This window comes from Saccharothrix stipae, from assembly GCF_054781895.1.
In genome coordinates this window covers 810,627-831,581 of record NZ_BAAGTN010000017.1, presented here as the reverse complement: position 1 = coordinate 831,581, position 20,955 = coordinate 810,627, and the positions used below count along the sequence as shown (strand labels likewise).

Genomic DNA, 20,955 nt, shown 5'->3' with positions numbered 1-20,955 from the left:
GAGGAAAGCAGGATAGGATGGACGTGTCGGGATCCTTTGTCGGCCTATGGGCACTGCGCCATGCGGAGACGAAGTCCAATCAATCCGGAACCTTCATGGGGTCGCTCGACGTACCGGCCAACCCGGAAAGCCTCCAGTTGGCGAAGTCGATTGGCAGCAAGCTGCGAAAAGAATTCCACCGAGCATACGCCTCGCCGCTTTCACGAGCGACGGAAACCGCTCGTGCCATCTTTCCGGACGAGTCGATTGTCATCGACGATCGACTTCGCGAAAGATCGCTCGGCCAGTGGGAGGGCATGCGCGTAGCGGAGGTCCGAGAAAGATCACCCGAAGCCTTCGTCAGTGGACACATGGACGCCAGGTACACGCCACCTGGTGGTGAAACCTTCACCGAGATGCGGAACCGGATCATCGAATTCGTGAACTTTCTGGCGACACAGGACGAACCAGAAAAGATTCTGGTTGTGAGCCACAACGGTTGGATACGGACCACACAGAATCTCGTCGGCTGCATCGCCGTCCAGGACATTTATCTATATTCGATCCCGCAACTCGAACCGATCCGGATCAACAAGATTGTCCCACCGGATGCGTAAAGAGATTGCCTCATTCGAACGCGAGAACGGGTCCGACAATGCACCACTGTACCATCTTCTCCAGTTGGCCAGGCGGTGCGAGTGGCTGTACATGAGAAGTCCCGTCGGTCACGTCCGCGTCGGCTCTGCCGAATGGCACATCCGCCAGAATCGCTTGTCACGGAGATCCTCTGTGGGACTGGACCTAATCGTCCGTTCGTGGTTCTACGAGACCTCGCTGGCGTCCTGCGGTCGGGAATTGTGCGTCTTCCCGGACGTCGTGATGCACTACCCGCGCAACGTACGAGTAGGACGGAACGTGTTCATTAACCGCGGTGTAAGCATCACGGCTCCCGCGTCGGTCACGATCGGCGACGCCGCGCTCATCGGGCCTTATACTGTGATTAACAGCGGGAACCACCGGTTCGCGGAGAGCAGGCGACTCATCCGTGACCAGGGACACGACCTGAGGCCCATCGTCATCGGCGCGGACGTGTGGTTAGGCGCGCACGTCACCGTGGTGGCAGGGGTGCACATCGGTGATGGCGCGGTCGTCGGGGCAGGCGCGGTAGTCACCAAGGACGTCGCGCCGAACACGGTGGTCGGTGGAGTACCGGCCACTTTGATCGGTAAGAGAGAAACGCTGACTTCTACACCCTCGGCATCCAATTCGTACCCGCCCGACCTTCCGGCTTCCTAGTGTCCTCCGCCGGAAATCCGCCTGCTAAGTCTAGTGTGGCTGGATGACACGGATCGGACGGCCGCCCGCCGAGGTGAGGTTGAGCGAGCAGGAGCGCGAGACGCTGCTGCGGTGGCGCGTCGGGCGAAGTCGTCGTAGGTGTTGGCGCAGCGGTGCAGGATCGTGCTGGCGTGCGCGGATGGCTTGCCCAACAAGCAGATCGCCGAGGACCTAAGGGTCCATCCGACGACGGTCACCAAGTGGCGCACGAAATTTCTCAAGCACCGCTTGGACGGCCTGGCCGACGAGGCGCGGCCGGGCCGTCCTCCGTCGATCCCGTTGGACCGGGTCGAGGAGGTGATCGTGGCGACGCTGGAGGAGATTCCCCGCAACGCCACGCACTGGTCGCGCACCTCGATGGCCGAACGCACCGGCCTGAGCGCGTCGACCATCGGCCGGATCTGGCGCGACTTCGGCCTCAAACCGCACCGCGCCGAGACCTTCAAGCTGTCCACCGACCCGTTGTTCGTGGAGAAGGTCGTCGACGTCGTCGGCCTCTACCACAACCCGCCCGAGCGGGCGGTGGTGCTATGCGTGGACGAGAAGTCCCAGATCCAGGCACTGGACCGCTCCCAGCCGGTACTGCCGATGATGCCGGGCATGCCCGAGCGTCGCACCCACGACTACCACCGCAACGGCATCACCAGCCTGTTCGCCGCGTTCAACGTCGCCGACGGGACGGTCATCGGCCAGTTGCACCGCCAGCACCGCGCCACGGAGTTCCGCAAGTTCTGACCACGATCGACAAGACGGTGCCGGCGGAGTTGGACGTGCACCTGGTCTGCGACAACTACGGCACCCACAAGACCCCGGCGATCAGGAAGTGGCTGGCCGCGCACCCGAGGTTCCACGTGCACTTCACCCCCACCGGCTCCTCCTGGATCAACCAGGTCGAGCGTTGGTTCGGCTTCCTCACCGACCAGATGATCACCCGCGGGGCGCATCGCAGCGTCCAAGCGCTGGAACGCGACATCCGGGCCTGGATCGCCGACTGGAACGCCAATCCCCGCCCGTTCCTGTGGACCAAGACCGCCGAGGAGATCCTGGAGTCAATCGCCCGATTTTGTATGGCCAGGATCGGTCGGACCGCGAAGGACCCGGTGCGGTTGCGTCGGGCGATCGTGGTGCTGATGTCGGCCCAGGGGCAGGCGGTCCCTGACATCACATCGTTGATGCAGGTCAGCGCCGACTACGTGCGTGATGTGATCCACGCGTTCAACGAGCGGGGGTTCGCGGCACTGGACCCAAAATGGAGCGGCGGGCGACCGAGGACGATCGGTGAGGCGGTCCGGCAACGGATCTGCCTGATCGCCCGGACCTCGCCCGCCGACTGGAACATCACCGCGTTCTCCACCTGGTCGCTCGCGAAGCTGCGCGCCCATCTGATCGACCGCGGCACCGTCGTGGCCATCAGCCGGGAGACCCTGCGCCGCATCCTGCACGACGGCGGGGTGTCCTGGCAGACCACCAGCACCTGGAAGTCCTTCACCGATCCCGACTTCGTGGCGAAGATGCACCGCATCCTCGACCTCTACGACCACCCACCCGAGAACGGCAGGGTGATCTGCCTGGACGAGTTCGAACCACTCAACCTCCAGCCCCGCAAGGGCAAAGCGTGGCGACCTGCCAGGTCACCGCGACGATTACGGGCCACCTACAACCGCCGGCACGGCGTGATGCACATGCTCGCCGCACTCGACCTGACCACCGGGCGGATCCACTACCGCATCCGCCGCCGCAAACGGCACCGAGAGTTTCTCGACCTGCTCAAAACCCTTCGCAGCCGCTGGCCCGACGGCAGGCTCTACCTCGTCATGGACAACTTCTCCCCGCACCGGCACGCCGACGTCCGGACGTGGGCCGACGACAACGACGTCGACTGGTGTTCCTGCCGACCTACAGCTCCTGGCTGAACTGGATCGAGGCCGAGTTCACCGCGTTGCGCTACTTCGCCCTCAACGGCACCGACCACCTCACCCATGACGAACAGAACGCCGCCACCGCCGCCTACATCCGCTGGCGCAACGCCCGAGCCCGCCCCAAGACCGGCTTCGCCACCGACTCACCCATCCGCACCTGGTCGACCAGGCTCCACGTCCTGACCGACCGCGTTGACATACGGTCTCCGAAGCCGACCTCGATGAGTCCGACCGCCCTCAGACCGCCGATCAAGGCCACCACGCAGCTTCTTCGCCGTGGGCGGCGACGCGGCGACGGTGCAGCGGATCCTGCGGCACAGTTCGATCAGTGTGACGACCGGCACGTACATCGAGGTGATCGAGAGCGTCCAGCAGGATGCGGTCAACCGGATGGGCGTGCTCTTCGACGAGCCCGCCGAGAAGTGAACTGCGGTCACAAATGCGGTCAGAGCCCCTGTGGAAGATTCTCCACAGGGGCTCTGACCAGTGCGCGCTCGGCAGGATTCGAACCTGCAACCTTCTGATCCGTAGCGGCGAGAAGGTCAGCCCACACGGTCCGCCTGGTCCGTTCGAGCTGGTGAGCGTCCGTTAGGCAGTCCAGGTCAGGGCCTCCGATCCCGCCCCGTCCGAGCAGTCCGTGAGACGACTGTGAGACGGGCGCGACGGAGGCCCGACCAATGTCGACACCTACCCACTCCTCTATTCGCACGCCCGACGACATCCCGCACCAGCCGCTCGGCGAACTGGTTGAGCACTGGTCGTCGGCGCGACTCCGCACCGCCCTGGCCACCCATGTCGAGGGCAGCACTCCGACCGCCGACGACCTGTTCGCCGAACTGGCCTACAGCACCCGCATCGCCCAAGAGGCCATCTCCGGTCGCTGGTGTGCAGTCGCCGACCTGTTGCGCACGCGCAACGCCACCTCGTGGCCCGAGATGGGGGCAGCGATGGCGATGACCGGCCTCGAAGCCAAGACCGGCTTCCACGAGTGGATCGTCCGCCAGACGCACCTGCGTATCACCACCGGCACCCTCGGCCTCACCGACGCCGAGGCGACCACCCTCCACCTCCTCGCCGGGGAGGTGTCCTGGTGAGCATTGAAGCGATCGGCTGGGCGCTCAACGACGCACCGATCCCCCGCGACCGCGGGGACGCCGCCAGCCTGGCGGCCGTGCTGATCGGCCTGGCGAACCACGCGGACCCGAACGGCCGCCACGCCTTCCCCAGCATCGAGAAGCTGATCCACTACACGCGCCTCTCGGAGCGCACCGTCCGCTCAGCTCTCCGCAGCCTCCAGGCCCTCAACCTGATCTGCCCCTCGGACCCGGCCGTCATCGCCGCGCACATCAAGAGGGCCGACCGCAGGCCGAACGGCTACGACCTGGCCCTCCGCCCTTTCACCGAACCTGAAGACACCCATCACCACGGCCTGCGAGCATTGCCGCCCGTTGACCAGCACGAGGGGCAAATAACGCGGCTACGACCGGCAAGGAACGGCTTCACGAGGGGCAGCACTCGCCCCCGAACCGTCCTTAACCCTCCAGAGAACCGTCCTTCGCGCGAGCCCGCGCCCGAAGCGCGCTCGCCCAGGCCGCCCTGCGGCGAATGCGACGCCCGCGACTCCGACCCGATCTCGGCCCGCGTCATCTGGCTGGACGAAGACCGAACCCGATCGGTCCTCTGCGCCCGCTGCCACCCACGAGCCATCGGAGCTGGGGAGGCGGCCCAGTGACCGCGCCCGACCCGGAACTCGTCACCCAGATCCGCCAAGTCCTCGAAACGGCGCGAGCAGCAGGCGAACCACCACCGGGCCGCCCCACGCTGGTACGCCTCACCGGCGCCACAGATCACGCTGTCCGCAAGGCCCTGGCGGAGTTGGCGGCGGAGGACACCAGCCCTGGCGACACCTCCACACCACCCTCGCCTGCCACTCCACCAGCCCGAACCACGGACGGCCGCCTGATCGCCTGGGCAGGCTTCGTCTTCGGCTCGTTCATGTCGATCGCCGCCAACGTCCTCCACACCTGGCTACCAGCCGAACACCACCCCGCCGGCTGGTCACCAGGACTGGCACCCCAGATCGGAGCCGCGGTCTGGCCCATCGGCCTTCTGCTCTCCGTCGAAGTTCTCTCGCGCATCCACTGGCCGAAGGGCTGGCAATGGACCCTCGCCCGCTTCGGCGGCACCGGCACCGTGGCCCTCGGCTCAGCCGTCATCTCCTACCGACACCTTCGCGACCTCCTACTGGCCTGGCACTACGGCCCGCTAGCAGCCGCCGTCGGTCCACTCGTTCTAGACGGCCTCATGGTCATCTCCGGTGTTGCGCTTCTGGCAATGACCAAACCCGAAGCTCACTCATCGAAGACTCGTGCTGGTACAGGGCAGTGTGTAGCACCGAGGCACTTGCCGACGACAACAGTGCAACGAGAGGTCGACCCAACGAAGGTCACAGTTAACAGGATGTGACCCATATCACCCAGAAGGGGCTATCCTGTAGAGCGGAGCGATTGGCAACGTAGCGACGAGGAGCGAAGTGGGACGACAGTACGACGACAACACAATCGCCGAGGCATTCGGCGTCGATCGGCAAAATATTGAATATCTCGGAACCGGCGCATTCGGAGAAACATGGAGAATACGCCAACCCGACGGTACCGATACGGCGTGCAAGATCATCTACTCCGATGGATTCCCCGCAGAACGAGTCGACCGAGAAGTAGACGGACTTCGTCGAATTCACCATCCGCGCGTCGTCAGCTTCTTGGAGCACACGGAGCTAACAATCAGAGGAGAACTACGTCAGTTACTCCGTTTCGAATACGTTCCTGGCGGTGACTTGCAGCACGCACTTCGTCATAGTTACCAAGCGACAGCAGCAGAAACATTTGACCTACTTAGAGGATTGCTTGAAGCAGCTCAAGCACTTCACGACGCACACGTTGTGCATCGTGACATCAAACCCGGCAACATAGCCCTTCGACAGGGCTCACTGACCGAGCCTGTATTGCTCGACCTAGGACTGGTAAAGCCACTGGATGCCTCCAGTCTCACAGAATATCCAATGCCTATCGGTAGTCCGCCATACATGGCGCCAGAGCAGGTACTTGGCGACCGTGCCCGGAACGGCGCCGATCTTTGGGCGATTGGCGTGGTGACAGCAGAAGCTGTCATCGGAATGCATCCTTACTGGAAACCACACCTAATACGTGATCGAACTCAATGGATAGCTGCGCAAGAAAAGCTTGCCGTAACGCTACCGCCGTCTCTCCCGGAGCCTGTACAAAAAGTAATTACAAAACTGCTGTCGTTCAGAAAATCTCAGCGTGGTTCCGCGCGATCCGCACTAGCTATACTGAATGGTCGGTGATGCAGGCGTGTCGGGTAAAGACTTCAATGAGGAACAAGATGAGTCAAGCGCCTACGGTCCCCTAGGCGTCAATTTTGATCCTCAAACCGGTCTCTTTTCCGCCGATGGCGAGGAAGATGCCAAATACGACTCTGAATTCCCTGAGGAGTTGGCCGAAGAGTTCGGCGAAACACAGACCGAGATTTCGATCGGTGAGGCCCTTGAGGATGACGGAACATACGCCGCTCCACCGTCCGCCCAGAACGCCATCAATACAGGGTTCCCCGTCCTGTTGCTGACGAGACCGCATCGGGATTTCAATTTGATTCCACCGATTCTCAGGATGATTTCTCGTCAGTACGGAAGCACTATTAACCTAGCTGCCAGCACCTCGCTAATTCGTATCGGCCCAAGCAATGGAGATGCATTTCTCGCGAGCTGCAGTCCAGCGGCATTGCGTATAGCGGATCCTGTGGCCTTTGCATCCCACGATAATGTCCCAGGCCGATCACCTGCGGCACCGAAGAATCTAAGATGGCCGTATCAGCAGCATGGAACCCTCACCAGCAATAACGAAGATGCGTGGATAGCAGAGGTCATCGCCGCTCAGCGCGCAGCAGGAGCGAATATAATTCTTTCACCTGGTCGATATCTCGCAGGTGACGACATTCAGCTTGAACTAGACACCGCTATTAGACAAGCGGAATCGACCGCGGGCCAAGTTTCCAAGGGTGAACCAAGCGCCCTCAATCTGACATTGGGAACTAGTTGGGTAACCAACCCCGCGAAACGCGATAACTTGCTCGAGAGACTGATCGAATACGGCCCCAGCCTCGTCTTCGTAAGGGTTTTGTGGCCACGCCTCGATACTGCTGCGCAACCCGTAGACCCGGCTCTTCTGATCGGATACAAAGAGATGTGCGAGGTTGCCGTTTCAGAGGGGATAAGACTTATATTTCCTAATACCGACCTCACCGGCTGGCTGACGTTGTCTTGGGGATCCACCGGCTTCGGAACTGGCATTTATGCCGAAGCCCGCGCCTTCACTACAACACAACGAGGCGGCCCTACACCAAACATTAAGGCGAGGTTCCTTGAAGGAGAACTTCTACATACCATCCTCCGTGATGAACACGAAAGTCTCGTGAGGCTTTCGCATGTAAGCCCGTGCCTGTGCAAATTTTGTGCTATTGCCGGGAATGGATACCCCTGGCCGATATTGCAAGCCAGCCATCACGTTCTAGAGGTGGCGAGACTGACTTCCCTCATGCCCACGCCGCGCAATTCGAATATACCCGCAGCGCGAACGAAAGTGGCGAAAACTCACGTGACCTCAGCTCAGCGCCTATACAAGAAGGCAATCAAGGACATAGCCTTCGAGGCGGGATCGATGCCGAAACATCTAGCTTCATGGCAATCAGTACTCTGACCAACATTCCTTCAAAATCGTGGGTCCCGCCCTGTGGAAACTGTCAACATTTTCCCGAAAACCTGCTGGACAGGGCCAGAAACGCGACCAGTCCAAGCGACACCCAAAACTTGCTCTGCGACGTACATGCGCGCCAACGCACTTCTCGTTGTCCGAGACGGAAATGGAGCGGAGGCCAAACAAGTCACCTGACGACTATCCGGGTCGACAGACAATACGCCCAACTGCGCATTAGTGATTATGCGAGACTGTGCTACCGCACGTACACCAACCGTGGGTGGTACCGCCAAGAAGGAAGCATCAGCGAAAGCAGTATGCCGGCTCGCTTGCGCTGCTGCACGCCTCCAGTCAGCTCTCTTGGCCTCCACAGCAATCAACTTCATTACCGGCAGTCTATATCGCCATGTCGCCGAAATCCGGGCTCCTTTCTGTTCACTCACGACATGTCCATTGGCCTCTAGTCTAGCCAGCGGCCCTCTACGCAGACCCGAAACAGAAAGCCCTACCTTTACTGCCGTGTCAACCACTGGAACCAAATTTCCACCAAGCGCTTGCAACGCCGCGAACGTACGCACTTCATATCGATCAGTTATTGGCTCCAACTGATAAGTACGCCTCTCCATCAAAGCATGTCCATCGAACAGAACGTACACCACATCGACCACACCGCTAGTTGCCTGCACTTCGAATATCACAGACCACCGTTCCCCCGTTACACTAGAATTGGTCATTCGTTGTGCGTAATCGCGCAGCGCAGGGAGCATATCGGCTTCTCGTTCGAATGCTGCCGTGACATTCGACCTAGCCTTTACCGACACCGACACCGCAAACCCCTTTACACAGCCAAGCAGACTACAACTCATCGAGAATACTCTATAGCGCGCGCAGGAGGGCCGCTTCGCGATTATTGCACCCGTAAGGAGTAATGCAAGTCACGCGCGCTCACCGGACAGAGCCGATCGCTTAGGCGAGATTACTACCGATAGTCACTCGTGCAACACATAAAGCGGCAGGCGAACTGTCCAGCGGTGCACTCATCGGCTCGACTGATCGATGAGCAAGATAAGTGCAAGAGTGCCTCTTTCTGACAGTCAAGACCGCCGCCGTCCTAACCAGGTTCAGCGAAGTGAAGAACTCCGCTCCCATAGTGACCTGCGGCTCGGAGTACCGCATCAGGAAAGCCCCCGGCAGTCCGGTGCCCGCTGGCGCGGGCGGCGACTCAAGAACGATCTCGACGGGCACAATCAAGAGGTTGCGCCGCAGCATCGTGGGTGGGGTCAGGTTTTCTGCCGCTGACCCTCGCCTCAACCGCGCGGATGCTGGGACAACGCCTTGGCCGTCGCACCGGCCCGTCCCCTGTCCACTGGCTCGCACCTGACGACTGCTGCGTACCAGAGCGGGATTTCGACTCGGTGGGCGTCGCCAACGGATGATCTACCTCACTGCCGAGTAGCAACTGGGTGCCGCGAAGACGGAGTCGGATCTGCACAACCCTCGGCACTAACGGTCACCCACACGGGCGAGGTTGTGTGATCGAAGCCGACCTGGTGAACCCTGCAGAGCAGACCAACCACGAGCGACAGGGGACCTGAGGCGCAGCATCCGCCCAGCGGACCCGCATCGGCCAGGCAGTGTTCTCCGATGCATTCTGCAGCAGGCAGGCATGCTGGGCCTGCTCAGTCATCACCGGCGAACATCCGAGTCGCACGCTGCGGGCCCGGCCCGCGTCCAGGCCGTCCTGGGTGTTCCCTGCAACGCCTAGACCTCATGGGGCGGCCAACAGCTTCACACGGACCCGGCTGCGCCTACGCCGCGCGACACCATCCCCGAGCTTGGTACGGCTGATCGAGCCTCCCGAAGGTGAGACAGAGTCTAACGACATCAGACACGTTTTTGCTGGTCAGCCGGGTGGCGTGTCCTCGCCAGATTGACTATGAGTCTCGTGTGTCTCACACTTGTCACAGCGCCATCGGCAGACTATCGCGATAGTGTGCCGATGAGCTGCCAAAGGGTGAGGGACCGCACCGGAGGTCTGAACGACCTACCGGCACGGCCCCTCAGGGTGATCAGCCTGTGGTGACTACTGGTCGAGCAGGAACCACAGGGCGATCCGTGCGATGAACCCTACGACGCTGAGGAGCGTCCGCGCCGCCTGCCAGCGGTTCGGGCGCTTCTTGCGTTCAGGGAGCCTCGCGGGGGTGTCCCGGTTGGCCTTACCGCGGTCCTGCTGCGGCTCCTGAGCGCGGTCGTGCGGTTCGTTCTGCCCGTCCGGCATGTTCTTCCACCTCGTGTTGTTGGCAGGGGAGAACCTCTCCGGTGATCCGGATCGGCTCCTGCCGCGAAGGTCGTCGGTGGAGACGTGCCAATTCAGGCTCCGCAAGGATCTCCCCTAGGGCCTTGCTTACGCAACTCGATGGGGTGATCGGGCGTGTCACTCGCACGCCGTGGTCACCGGGTCGGACCGGCACGACGACGCGCGCCCATCTCTGGCACCGAACGTCCGGACAGCCGGGCCTTCGACGGGTCGAGCCGCCGTTCGACGTCGTCAACCAGCCGCGCCGCCGGAGCGGCGGTGGTGCGGTGCCGATAGGGGCGCAGGTGATCGGCGGCCGCGCGCAGGTGCGCGCCGGGTTCGCCGCGTGGTGGCCGTGGTTCGCCTGTCCCGGTGATGCGGTCGGACAGGGCGATGACCAGCATCGCAAGTGCGGCCAGGACCAGCAGGGCCAGGGCCAGTTCTGCGTCGCCGGTGCGCACCAGGCGCACCAGGCGCACCAGGCGCACCGCGAGCTTGGCCAGGACCGGCAGCAGCGGGCGAGGTCGAGGCGGGCGGCGCGTCGGTGAGGGGTGCCACAGCCGGGTCGCAGCGGCGAGGTCGTCGGCCGCGCGGCGCACCGCGTCGGCCACCCGCTGCTGGTGTTCGTCGGCCGGGTCGGCGGGCCAGCGCAGCGCGAGCACCGAGGTCAACTGCGCGGCCTGCTCCACCGCGACGTGGCGGTGGACCGGGTCGTCGAGGTCGAGGCGGTCCAGCAGCCCGGTCGCGGTGATCACGAGCACCTTGGCCATCGCCCACCACGCGTCGCCGCCCCGCGTCGGCTTGGTCGACGTCGGCGCCCACGCCGCCGGGTCGCCGACGTCGACCACCACGTCCGGATGGTCGGTTCCCTTGTCGTCGGCCAAGACGGTGCGGGTGCGTCCCCACCTGTCGACCAGCTCGGGTAGCGTCAGGTCGCGGGCCAACTGCCCGCCGCCCAGATGCAGGGCCGGGCCGCCATCGAGCACCTGGTCTTCGGCCAGAGCGACCCGGTAACCGGTCACCCGCCGCGCGCCCGAGTCGTCGCCTGTCGACGGCGTCACCCGCACCCCAGCGAGCGCGAGGACGTCAACGAACTCCCCCGGCCCGGTCGACCCGGCGGCCGCGGCCCGCACCCGCCGTTCCAGGGTGCGCCGTTGCGGCTCGACACCGGTGCGGTCGGCGCGTTCGTGTTCGGCACGGGTCAGCTCGCGGGCGCCGGTGCCGGTCGCGCCGGTGCGCACCAGGCCCAGCCGCTGTTCGACCTCCTGCGCCCACGCGCGGGCCTTGCGCTTGCTATGCGACAGCCGCGCGACCTTGCCGTCCTCGTCGACCAGCTGCACCACCAAGTGGATGTGGTCGTTGCCCGCCTTGGAGGTGCCGTGGTGCACGGCGATCCACCTGCACCGCTCCAACCCCAGCCGAACGACGAACTCGCCCGCGAGCTCGCGCCACCGCTGGTCGCCGAGCAGACCGTCGTCGCGGTGCGCGGAGATCGGCACGTGCAGCACGTGCCCGGCCGCCACGGTCTTGCGCCGCAGGCGGCGCGGTGCGTCGAGCTGCGTGATGATCTCCCGCAGTACGGTCTCCCATTCCGCGCCCTGGTCGTTGGGGCGGGCGACCTCGGGGTGCAGCAGGTCGTCATCCCACGCGGCGACGATGTGCGGGTCGGTGTGCACCGTGCGGCCGCCGACGGCGAACAGATACCGGACGGTCTCGCGCAGGTTGGAGTGGCGCGGCAGCAGCTTGGGCAGCATCTCGGCTCACCGGGTGCCGCGCCGATGCACGACCCGGTCGGGGTCGAGCCGGTCCAGCCAGTCCTCGACCCGCGCGAGCACGTGCGCCAGGTAGTCGACCGCGGCCGTGAGCTGCGCCGCGCTGACCTGGTCGCCAGCGTTGGCGGCGCGGGCGAGCTGGTTGAGGTTGGTGCCGATCCCTGACAGCGTCCGGCGCAGCGGCACCAGGTCCGCCGCCAGGGCGACCGCGTCCTGCCGACTCATCGGCGGCCGCAGCCGCCGCAGCGCGCGGGCGGTGGGCTCGAAGAACCTCGCGGTGATGTGCGCGAACGCCGCCGGAGCCACCCCGTAGACGGCGGCGCGGCGGGTGACTTCGGCCAGCTCGGCGGCGGTGAACCGCAGCAGCAGTTGCCGTCGACGTCCACCGGGAATGGGTGCCAAGTGCCCGCCGTGGCCGATCAGGGTCGGCAGCGACGCCAGCCTCTCCTGCCCAGAGGTGTCCGGTAGCGATCCGGTGATGTCGGGATCATCGACTGGCCAGTCGCCAGCCAATTGCACGCGGTCGTCCTCGCTGTGGCGCATGAGGTCCCCCCGGACCGTCGGGGCGTTCGACGCAATCCCCCGACGCGCCGCGTCCCACGCCGCGACCCTACGCTCGCGCCAAGCCGTGCCGCATACGTGCACGGCTGGTGACCTGGTGTTTCCGCCTTCGGTTAGCGCAGCTAGCCGAAGGCACATCTTGCCTCCGGCCCGGTGGCGGTGGGGTGGCTATCTGACCGGACGGGCCACTAGACGAACGTCGCTCCCCGAACGGGCTACGTCGAGCAGCTCTAGGCGGAGGATTCCGGCCATGCTGTGGATGCCCGCGTTCTCCAAGCCGCTCTTGCCGGAGCCGAGCAGGGCGGGGGCCACGTAGTTCACCACGCGGTCGACCAAGCCTTGAGCGATGAAGCTGCCGGCGAGCGTGGGGCCACCTTCGAGGAAGATCGCCCGCACGCCGCGGTCGTGGAGGCCCGCCAGGACGGATGGCAGGTCGAGGCCCTTGTCCGCGCGCTTGACCTTCAGCACGTCCACCACGCCGTCGAGGTGTGACGCATCGGCGTCCTCGGCTACGACGATGAGCGTGGGCGCGGCGTCGTTGCAGACGTTCGCGTCGGCTGGGGTCTTGGCGTTGCTGTCGATCACGACGCGAAGCGGTTGGCGCTTCGGGTCGTTCACGATGGACAGGTCCAGGCGCGGGTCGTCGTTGCCGCGCACGGCCAGGTTGGGGTTGTCGGCTTGCTGGGTACCTGAGCCGACCACGGTGGCGTCGCAGCCCGCCCGGAGGAGGTGGACCTCGGCTCGGCTCTCCGGGCTGGTGATCCACTGGCTGGTGCCGTCCTCGGCGGCGATGCGGCCGTCGAGGGTGGCGGCGAACTTGTAGACCACGAACGGGCGCCGGTGCGTCTGGGTCAACGAGTCCCATTCGGCTCGGCCGACCAGCTCGTCAACGCTCAGCGTGCCCATTCGGATCCCCTTCGTTCCTCACCGCTCGGATGAACTCGTCGACGCTCGGGTGCGCCTTCCACGACTGCATGATCTTGGCGCTCGTCGCCAACTCTCGGACCGTGCGGTGCGACTGGGTGTCCTGGGCGATCCTGAGCGCTTCTACGCCGCTCTCCAGCGCTGCTTCGGGGAGACCCGCCCGTGCTGCGACAGCTGTCCTGCGGGCGAGGTGCAGGCCGCGTTCGCGGTGGAAGGACCTGGGCCACTGGCTCATGACATGGTCGTACTCGGCGAGAGCACGTTCGTGGTTGCCGAGGGTGCCGTAGACGGCCGCACGCTGCACTGACACGTAACTGGATGTGCAGTAGCTCGCCAACGAGTACGGGTCGAGCGCTGGTGCGGTGGCCTCGGAGAGGGCCTCAGCACGGTCGATGTAGGTCATGGCTGCGTGCTCGTTGCCGTCCAACGCGCTCGCGTGCGCGGCCTGCTGATGGATGGCCGCCCGTACCTGTGGGCTGGACACCCAGGCTTCGTAGCGGATGGACGCCTGGGCGAGCGTGATGGCTCGGGCGCGTTCGCCGAGGAATTGGGCCTGCTGGCTCATCCGCATGAGGACGTAGGCCGCGATGTTGGGATTACCGGACGAGTGAGCCCACTCAAGTGCCCGGCTCGACCAGCCTTTGCCCGCGTCGAAGTTGCCCAGGTCGTCGGCGAGCCAGCCGCAGAACTCGGCGAACAAGGCACCGATCTCGAACAGGCGTCCGCGCGACCCCGACTCGATCCGTTCGTACAGCTTGGCGATGTTGCCAACCTGCTCTCCCGCTGACCGCACTAGGTCACCGGGTCCGAGGAGACTGTCCGCCGACACCAAGGCGTCCCTGAGCGAGACGAAGTGGTCGATGACCTCGGGATCTACCGCGGCACGGCCACCAGACCGCGGGGACAGGAAGCCTGGGAGGGAAGCCGCTGCTAATCCGGCCAGAGTTCCCATGAATTCACGCCGCTCCACGCTGTCCCCTCCGGACGAGTCCTCAGCCCGCCTGGCGAGGCGGCGCTGCGCTTTGGTGGCAGCGACCGCCCGTGCGAGCACTTCCACCGGAATTCCGAAGCCGCTCGCATAGTGCTGCTGCCAGTAGGGCGTCACCAGGCGTTTCTCGGATTCCCAGCGGGACACCTCGTTCCGGGTGACCGCACGGCCGGCACGCACGGATAGGTCATCGGCCTGCTCGCTCTGCGAGCGACCGGTCTCCTCGCGGAGGCGGCGCAGGAGCGCACCGATGCTCGTCGGCCCGTGCATGTCGCCATCCTGACTGCCGAGGAGGTGGAACGTCACCATTGTGGCCACCTCCCCCGGCCCCCTCTGGCCTATATGGCCCCTCTGGCGGCGACTCCGCCCGATCGGTCTAACAGCGACGCTGATTCCGGCACCGGCGCCAGGTGATCAGTCAGGAAGTGCCCCCATGACCTGCGGCATCTCTGGCGCTGGTAGCCGCTCAATGAGGCCGTACGACGAGGAGGGCGGACGACTGTGACGGCCGCGCCGACGTCGTACACCGTCAGGCTCCGCGCCAAGTCCTTCGCGAAAGCGGCGCAGCTCGCCGGCTTCAGCTCCGACTACCGCCTGGCCGGCGCAATGGGACTCAACCGCTCGACCGTCAAGCGGGTCAAGAGCGGCGAACTTCAGCCCGGTCCTGCGTTCATCGGCGGCGCACTGATCGCGCTGGCACCGATGCAGTTCGAGGACTTGTTCGAAGTCGTACCCGAGTCCCGACGGACTGGCCTCGACGTTCCCCAGCAAGAAGAGAGGACCGACCGTGCCGAAAGCCACCCCGGAGATCACCGATCCGATGACGGCCGCGCTGGCGTACGCCGAGATGGGCTGGCCGGTCATACCCGGAGCGGTGTGGCGGAACGGCAAGTTCGTCGACCCGGTGTCGGGTGAGCCCGCAGACAAGATCGTGTTGCGGCCGATCGAGACCGCGACCGCGGATCTCGACATGGTCCGCCAGTGGTGGTCGACCCCCGGCCTGCACGCCCCGACGGTGCTTGCCGTGACCGGGCCGACGTTGGGCGCGGTCACGGTCCACGAGTCGTTGGTCGAGGCGGTGCTCGATCACCGCTGGTTCGCGACCCACCCCACGCCGGTGTTCGCCATCCCTGGGATGCCGATGGCCTACTTCCTCGTGAAGCCGCCCTGTCCGTTGGCACTGGTCCGCGACGAGGTGCGGGTCATGGCGGAGGGCACGACGCTTCCGCTGCCTCCGGCCTCCATCGGCGAGACCCAGGCGATGTGGCTGGTCACGCCCGAAGAAGCAGGCAACGTCCTGCTCCTGGCGGACGAGTTCGATGCCCTGCTGCGGAGTGTTGGGAAGGCTGCCGCATGACCGAGCTGGACGAGCGCCCGGTAGTCGAGGCGCAGTGGGGTCAGGAAGAGTTCGCCGACGTCATGCGAGAACTCGCCGAGCAGGAGGCCCCGCGGTTGTTCGCCCTCGTCGAGGAGTACGGGGATCGAGTGGACGCCAGGGTCGCGGCCTACGGCTTGGCTTACCCCGACCGCGCCGACGTCAACTCCGTGGAGGGCGACTTCTCACTGAGGTCCCAGAGCCCGGAGAACGCGCGGAAGCTCTTCGAGATCAGCTCGCGATCCAGGGGTGTACGAGTGCACGTCGTGTGGCTGGACGGCGCGGACGGAAGCCTTCAGTAGCCCCAGTCCGCCCGTCAGCAGGAGGTGGTCCCGATCGACGGGGCCACCTCCTGCTGGTGTCTAAGCAGCCTCGGCGGACAAGGCTCGGACGATCGACGCGGTGATCACCCGGTAGGTGGTGCGCAGTTTGATCACCTTGGCCGGGAACTTCCTGGTCGCGATCAACTCGTAAGCATGACTGCGCGAGATGCCAAACGCGCTCGCCGCCTTCGCCACGTTCACTGTCGCGGGCCAGCGCCTGACCTCGTCGAGCGTCGGGTGCCATGCATCCTTGTTTTGCCTGGTCATGTAACGAACCCCCCGATTCGTTGTAGTCCATTCGAGTGTGCGTCGACCCTCGTCTGTCTGTCAAGCGAACCGACGAGCTGGCATACTCGGCGAGGTGACAGAGCCGCAGTCGGTCGGTGCCGTCGTCGGGGAGAACCTGGAGCGCCTGCGGAAGCGGGCGCGGCTCACCCAGCACGAGACGGCTCGGTTGTTCTCGCGGCGGGGAATCCCGTTCAGCCGCAGCAAGATCGCGGCGTTGGAGGCCGGGGAGCGGCCCAACCCGAACTTCGCCGACGTGCTATTGATCGCTCACACGTTCAACGTGGAACTGTCGGAGCTGTTCGAGGGTGACGGGCCGGTCGCTGTCGCCGAGCACATCACCCTGAACCGGCCGCTGATCCGGGACTTCATCCGGGGGATCGCCGTCGTTGGCGGGTCGGAGCAGTGGGATCCGAAGACACGCCGGGACGAGCTGTTCGGGCTGTCCGCGATCCGGGCCAAGGGTGAGGCGTGGTTCGCGGCCAAGGTGCAGGGGACCGAGGCGGACAACACCCTGGCCAACCGGCTCGGGGTCTCGCCCAAGGCGGTGGTCGACATCGCCCAAAAGCTCTGGGGACGGACGCTCACTGACGAGCGGGACGCCCAGTTGGCTGACCTCGGCGACATCGACATCAACGAGCGCCAGGCCCGCCGCGGGCACATCACCCGGCTGCTGTCACAGCAGGTCCAGGCCGAGCTTGATCGGCGTGGGCTGATCGTGAAACCAATCGAACCAGTGGGACCGACGGAGGAGGACGAGTGAGTGACCCAATCAAGAAGATCACGTTGAAGGACGGGACGGTGAGATATCGGTTCGTTGTGGACATCGGCCGCGACCCGGCGACGGGCAAGCGGCAGCAGAAGACGTTCACGTTCGACACCAGGCGCGAGGCCCGCGTCGAGTACGACAAGACCCGCCACAAGGTCAACGAGGGCACCTACATCCGGCCCAGCAAGGTCACGGTCGATGAGTACCTCGATGGGTGGCTGGAGGGTGCGACGCGCGACCTTCGGGCGTCCAGCAAGCGCAGCTACCGGGACGCGCTCCGACCCGTGCGCGAGCAGTTGGGCGCCACGCCGATCCAGAAGGTCACCAAGGCCGACATCGAGCGGATGGTCACCTGGATGCAGACGGAAGGAAGACGTCGTGGTGGCAAGCCGGGGACAGGGCTGGGGCCGCGCAGCGTCCGGTTGACGTTGGGCAGGCTCACGGCCGCGTTCGAGATGGCCACGCTGGAGGGCCTGGTGGCGCGGAACGTCGCCAAGCTGGTGAAGCCGCCGAAGTACAAGCCCGCGAAGCCGGACACCTGGTCGAAGGACGAGGTGCGGCTGTTCCTCCTCAAGGCCAAAGAGGACCGGTTGGACGCGGCTTGGAGGTTGACGCTGTACGGGCTTCGCCGCGGCGAGGTGCTTGGGCTGCGGTGGGACGAGGACATCGACTTCGGCACATTCGCCAAGGCGTGCAGCACGCACGAGGTGAAGTGGTGCATGGACTGCTACGTCGAGGGCACGGCGACCGTGCACGTCCAGCAGGCCCGCGTGTTGGTCGAGGGCAAGGTGCTGATCGTCCCGCCCAAGTCGGAGAACGGGTTCCGCAAGCTCCCGCTCGACCTCGCGGCGGCGTCGGCTCTGCACACGCTCAAGGTCAAGCAGGCCGAGGAGAAGCTGGCGGTTGGCGAGGGCTACCGGCAGAGCGGCTACGTCGTTGTGGACGAGGTCGGCGAGCCAGTGCACCCCGAGTGGTACTCCGACGAGTTCGGCAGGCTGTCCAAGCGAGCCGGCGTGAAGCGGATCGTCCTGCACGAAGGGCGACACACGGCGCTCAGCCTGATGGAGAAGGCCGGAGTGCCGATCTCGATCGTCAGCAAGTGGGCTGGGCACTACGACACGGCGTTCACGTACTCGACCTACGTCCACGCGAGTGATGAGGATCTCCACAGCGGGACCGAGGCGCTCGGCAAGCTCTACGGCTGAGCAGCAGCACGAGCGTTCGTGTGAAGATGTGAGACAGCAGCCCCCCACACAACAAATCAGGACCCCGTTCCGTTAACCGAAACAAGGCCCTGACCTGGACTTACTCTTGCGCGCTCGGCAGGATTCGAACCTGCAACCTTCTGATCCGTAGTCAGATGCTCTATCCGTTGAGCTACGAGCGCATCGTTCTTCAGTTGTCACCCGGCCGAAGCCGGGTGTTGCGGAGGCTCCGGGATTTGAACCCGGGATGGGCGATAAACCCAAACCGCATTAGCAGTGCGGCGCCATAGACCAGACTAGGCGAAGCCTCCCGGAGCCCTCGGCTACGACGCATAGATTACACATGACCCCGGTGGTCAGGCAAAACGCCCCCCTCCTTACGGCATCCTCGCTGGTCAGAGCCGGTACAGGTGGGTGGAGGGGGGCGTTCACCGGGTGTTCAGGGGGTGGTGGCGTGAGGTAGGTCTCGTGCCAGGTCGAGGAATGGTGTCAGTGCCGCCGGGTTGCGCAGGGCGTCGAGGCTGACCGCCCGCTCCGGTGGGGTGCCCGCCAGGATCTTCTTCACCGGGACCTCGCACTTCTTGCCGTTGAGGGTCCGCGGGATCTCGTCCACGGCCACGAACCGGTTCGGCACGTGGCGCGGTGACAGGTTGGTGCGCAGTTCCGACCTCAGGCGGGGTTCCAGGTCGGCCAGGGCGACCTGCGGCTCCAGGACCAGGAAGCACAGCAGCTCGCCATCGGTCCGGCCCGCGCCGGACGTGTCGATGACGAGGGAGTCGGCCACGCCGGGCAGGCCCTCGACCACGCGGTAGAACTCGCTGGTGCCCATGCGCACACCGCCGCGGTTCAGGGTGGAGTCGCTGCGGCCGTAGATGACCGCGGAGCCGCGGCCGGTGATCCTGATCCAGTCGCCGTGCCGCCAGACGCCCTCGAACGTGGAGAAGTAGGCCTCGCGCAGCTTCGAGCCGTCCTCGTCGCCCCAGAAGAACACCGGCATCGAGGGCATCGGCTTGGTGATCACCAGTTCGCCGACCTCCTCGACCACGGGCACGCCGGACTCCGAGAAGGACTCGACGGCCGCTCCCAGTGCCCGGCACGAGAGTTCGCCCAGCCAGACGGGGAGGTCGGGCGAGGCGGCGACGAACGCGGTGCACAGGTCGGTGCCGCCGGAGACCGACGCGATCTGGACGTCCGGACCGACGGCCGACGCGATCCAGCGGAAGCCCTCGGGGGTCAGGGGGGCGCCGGTGGAGCCGACGACGCGCAGTCCCGTCAGGTCGTAGCGGTCGGCCGGGTGGACGCCCTCCTTCAGGCACGACTGGATGTACGGCGCCGACGTGCCGAAGTACGTCACGCGGTGCTGCTCGGCCAGGTGCCACAGCACGCCGAGGTCGGGGTGCGCGGGACTGCCGTCGAACAGCACGATCGTCGACCCGACCAGCAGGCCGGAGACGAGGAAGTTCCACATCATCCAGCCGGTGGTGGTGAACCAGAAGAACCGGTCGCCCGGACCGAGGTCGCTGTGCAGCGCCAGCATCTTCAGGTGTTCGAGCACGATCCCGCCGTGGCCCTGGACGATGCCCTTCGGCAGGCCCGTGGTGCCGGACGAGTAGAGCACCCACAGCGGGTGGTCGAACGGCACCGGTTCGAAGGCCAGCGGGGCGTCGGCGTGCGCGGCCAGCAGGGAGTCCCACGTCACCGCGCCGGGCAGCGGGGTGCCGCCGACGTAGTCGATCATCACGGTGGCGCGCAGGGACGGGATCTCCGACCGCAGCGCGTCCACCGTCGCCCGCACGTCGAACGCCCGCCCGTTGTACCGGTACCCGTCGACGGTCACCAGCACGGTGGGCGAGATCTGGGTGAACCGGTCGGCGATCGCCCGCGCCCCGAAGTCCGGCGAGCACGACGACCAGGTCGCGCCCAGCGACGCCGCCGCCAGGAACGCGATCAGCGCCTCCGGCGAGTTCGGCACCAGCGCGACCACCCGGTCACCGCGCCGCACGCCGAGCTCGGCGAACCCGGCGCGCACGGCGGCCACCCGACGGCGCAGCTCCCCGTACGTGAGCTGGGACGACAGCCCGTCCTCCCGGTGGAACACGACGGCCAGGTCGCCGTCCGGGCCCCGCAACGCGTGCTCGGCGTAGTTGAGCGTGGCACCGGGGAACCAGACCGCGCCGGGCATCACCGGGGCCTCCAGCACGCCCGTGGGCGCGCTGTGGAACACCACCTGGAAGAACTCCGCGAGCGCGCCCCAGAACCCCTCCAGGTCGGAGGTGGACCACTCCCACAGCGACGGGTAGTCGGGGAGGTCCAGGCCCTTCGACGAGGCGAGCCAGGAGCGGAACGCGGTCATCCGGCTGTCCTGGACCCGGTCGGGGTCCGGGCGCCACAGGACTTCCGCCTCGCCGGGGGCGGTGCCGGCACGCATCTCGGTCATACCTGAAGTTCCTAG

19 protein-coding genes, 2 tRNA genes and 2 pseudogenes are annotated in these 20,955 nt (G+C 65.4%); 14 read left to right on the top strand and 9 right to left on the bottom strand.

The genetic code is table 11. The features are described 5' to 3' along the window. Positions 1-17 precede the first annotated feature (17 nt). From ACYVLT_RS32055 to ACYVLT_RS32010, 10 genes and pseudogenes are all read left to right on the top strand, one after another. The gene (locus ACYVLT_RS32055; protein WP_461123877.1) at positions 18-596 is read left to right on the top strand and encodes a histidine phosphatase family protein; all 579 of its coding nucleotides are present in this window, start codon (positions 18-20) and stop codon (positions 594-596) included. Positions 597-1,053: 457 nt separating this feature from the next. Further along, positions 1,054-1,212, top strand: a pseudogene (locus ACYVLT_RS32050) (DapH/DapD/GlmU-related protein); the annotation flags it as partial. A 106-nt stretch (positions 1,213-1,318) separates the two neighbouring features. Continuing rightward, a pseudogene (locus ACYVLT_RS32045) lies at positions 1,319-2,381 on the top strand (IS630 family transposase); the annotation flags it as partial. After that, entirely contained in the window at positions 2,382-3,227 is an 846-nt protein-coding gene (locus ACYVLT_RS32040) for an IS630 family transposase (RefSeq protein ID WP_461124165.1), read from the top strand. A gap of 282 nt (positions 3,228-3,509) precedes the next feature. Further along, positions 3,510-3,659, top strand: coding sequence for a hypothetical protein (locus tag ACYVLT_RS32035; RefSeq protein ID WP_461123876.1), 150 nt, complete (start codon positions 3,510-3,512; stop codon positions 3,657-3,659). Between the two features lie 251 nt (positions 3,660-3,910). Then, the gene (locus tag ACYVLT_RS32030) at positions 3,911-4,327 is read left to right on the top strand and encodes a hypothetical protein (RefSeq protein WP_461123875.1); all 417 of its coding nucleotides are present in this window, start codon (positions 3,911-3,913) and stop codon (positions 4,325-4,327) included. After that, complete coding sequence (locus ACYVLT_RS32025) at positions 4,324-4,965, top strand: helix-turn-helix domain-containing protein (protein WP_461123874.1); 642 nt, start codon at positions 4,324-4,326, stop codon at positions 4,963-4,965. The genes ACYVLT_RS32030 and ACYVLT_RS32025 overlap by 4 nt, the downstream gene beginning before the upstream one ends. Next, positions 4,962-5,699, top strand: a complete 738-nt coding sequence (locus tag ACYVLT_RS32020) for a DUF2637 domain-containing protein (RefSeq protein ID WP_461123873.1) — start codon at positions 4,962-4,964, stop codon at positions 5,697-5,699. The genes ACYVLT_RS32025 and ACYVLT_RS32020 overlap by 4 nt, the downstream gene beginning before the upstream one ends. Before the next feature lie 67 nt (positions 5,700-5,766). Beyond that, a complete protein-coding gene (locus tag ACYVLT_RS32015) occupies positions 5,767-6,600 on the top strand; it encodes a serine/threonine-protein kinase (RefSeq protein WP_461123872.1) in 834 nt (277 codons plus the stop codon). Further along, complete coding sequence (locus tag ACYVLT_RS32010; RefSeq protein WP_461123871.1) at positions 6,590-8,008, top strand: hypothetical protein; 1,419 nt, start codon at positions 6,590-6,592, stop codon at positions 8,006-8,008. Before ACYVLT_RS32015 ends, ACYVLT_RS32010 begins: the two co-directional genes overlap by 11 nt. 2,080 nt (positions 8,009-10,088) lie before the next feature. Here the strand turns inward: ACYVLT_RS32010 and ACYVLT_RS32005 are convergent. The 5 genes from ACYVLT_RS32005 to ACYVLT_RS31985 all read right to left on the bottom strand — a co-directional run bounded on the left by ACYVLT_RS32005 (position 10,089) and on the right by ACYVLT_RS31985 (position 14,855). After that, positions 10,089-10,283 (bottom strand): hypothetical protein, encoded by a 195-nt coding sequence (locus ACYVLT_RS32005; protein ID WP_461123870.1) that lies wholly within the window; start codon positions 10,281-10,283, stop codon positions 10,089-10,091. A gap of 173 nt (positions 10,284-10,456) precedes the next feature. Further along, a complete protein-coding gene (locus ACYVLT_RS32000) occupies positions 10,457-12,055 on the bottom strand; it encodes a relaxase/mobilization nuclease domain-containing protein (RefSeq protein WP_461123869.1) in 1,599 nt (532 codons plus the stop codon). 6 nt (positions 12,056-12,061) lie between these two features. Then, the gene (locus ACYVLT_RS31995) at positions 12,062-12,592 is read right to left on the bottom strand and encodes a MobC family plasmid mobilization relaxosome protein (protein WP_461123868.1); all 531 of its coding nucleotides are present in this window, start codon (positions 12,590-12,592) and stop codon (positions 12,062-12,064) included. 210 nt (positions 12,593-12,802) lie between these two features. Further along, positions 12,803-13,540 carry a bifunctional diaminohydroxyphosphoribosylaminopyrimidine deaminase/5-amino-6-(5-phosphoribosylamino)uracil reductase RibD gene (gene ribD, locus ACYVLT_RS31990; protein ID WP_461123867.1) on the bottom strand — a complete coding sequence of 246 codons (738 nt, stop codon included), beginning with the start codon at positions 13,538-13,540 and terminating at the stop codon, positions 12,803-12,805. Then, a complete protein-coding gene (locus tag ACYVLT_RS31985) occupies positions 13,521-14,855 on the bottom strand; it encodes a helix-turn-helix domain-containing protein (protein ID WP_461123866.1) in 1,335 nt (444 codons plus the stop codon). The genes ribD and ACYVLT_RS31985 overlap by 20 nt, the downstream gene beginning before the upstream one ends. 478 nt (positions 14,856-15,333) lie before the next feature. On the opposite strand from ACYVLT_RS31985, the gene ACYVLT_RS31980 reads away from it, so the two are divergent. Both ACYVLT_RS31980 and ACYVLT_RS31975 read left to right on the top strand, forming a co-directional pair. After that, positions 15,334-15,903, top strand: coding sequence for a bifunctional DNA primase/polymerase (locus tag ACYVLT_RS31980; protein ID WP_461123865.1), 570 nt, complete (start codon positions 15,334-15,336; stop codon positions 15,901-15,903). Then, a complete protein-coding gene (locus tag ACYVLT_RS31975) occupies positions 15,900-16,223 on the top strand; it encodes a hypothetical protein (protein ID WP_461123864.1) in 324 nt (107 codons plus the stop codon). Before ACYVLT_RS31980 ends, ACYVLT_RS31975 begins: the two co-directional genes overlap by 4 nt. Before the next feature lie 60 nt (positions 16,224-16,283). On the opposite strand, the gene ACYVLT_RS31970 is transcribed toward ACYVLT_RS31975, so the two are convergent. Then, on the bottom strand, positions 16,284-16,511 hold the full coding sequence (locus ACYVLT_RS31970; RefSeq protein WP_461123863.1) for a DNA-binding protein: 228 nt from the start codon (positions 16,509-16,511) through the stop codon (positions 16,284-16,286). Positions 16,512-16,605: 94 nt separating this feature from the next. On the opposite strand from ACYVLT_RS31970, the gene ACYVLT_RS31965 reads away from it, so the two are divergent. Further along, positions 16,606-17,292: a helix-turn-helix transcriptional regulator gene (locus ACYVLT_RS31965; protein ID WP_461123862.1), complete on the top strand. Its 687-nt coding sequence runs from the start codon at positions 16,606-16,608 to the stop codon at positions 17,290-17,292. Next, complete coding sequence (locus ACYVLT_RS31960; RefSeq protein ID WP_461123861.1) at positions 17,289-18,503, top strand: tyrosine-type recombinase/integrase; 1,215 nt, start codon at positions 17,289-17,291, stop codon at positions 18,501-18,503. The genes ACYVLT_RS31965 and ACYVLT_RS31960 overlap by 4 nt, the downstream gene beginning before the upstream one ends. A gap of 109 nt (positions 18,504-18,612) precedes the next feature. Here the strand turns inward: ACYVLT_RS31960 and ACYVLT_RS31955 are convergent. The 3 genes from ACYVLT_RS31955 to ACYVLT_RS31945 all read right to left on the bottom strand — a co-directional run bounded on the left by ACYVLT_RS31955 (position 18,613) and on the right by ACYVLT_RS31945 (position 20,940). Beyond that, positions 18,613-18,685, bottom strand: a tRNA-Arg gene (locus tag ACYVLT_RS31955). A gap of 39 nt (positions 18,686-18,724) precedes the next feature. After that, positions 18,725-18,814: transfer RNA gene (locus tag ACYVLT_RS31950), tRNA-Ser, on the bottom strand. A gap of 128 nt (positions 18,815-18,942) precedes the next feature. Next, positions 18,943-20,940 carry an acetoacetate--CoA ligase gene (locus ACYVLT_RS31945; RefSeq protein WP_461123860.1) on the bottom strand — a complete coding sequence of 666 codons (1,998 nt, stop codon included), beginning with the start codon at positions 20,938-20,940 and terminating at the stop codon, positions 18,943-18,945. Positions 20,941-20,955: the final 15 nt, after the last annotated feature.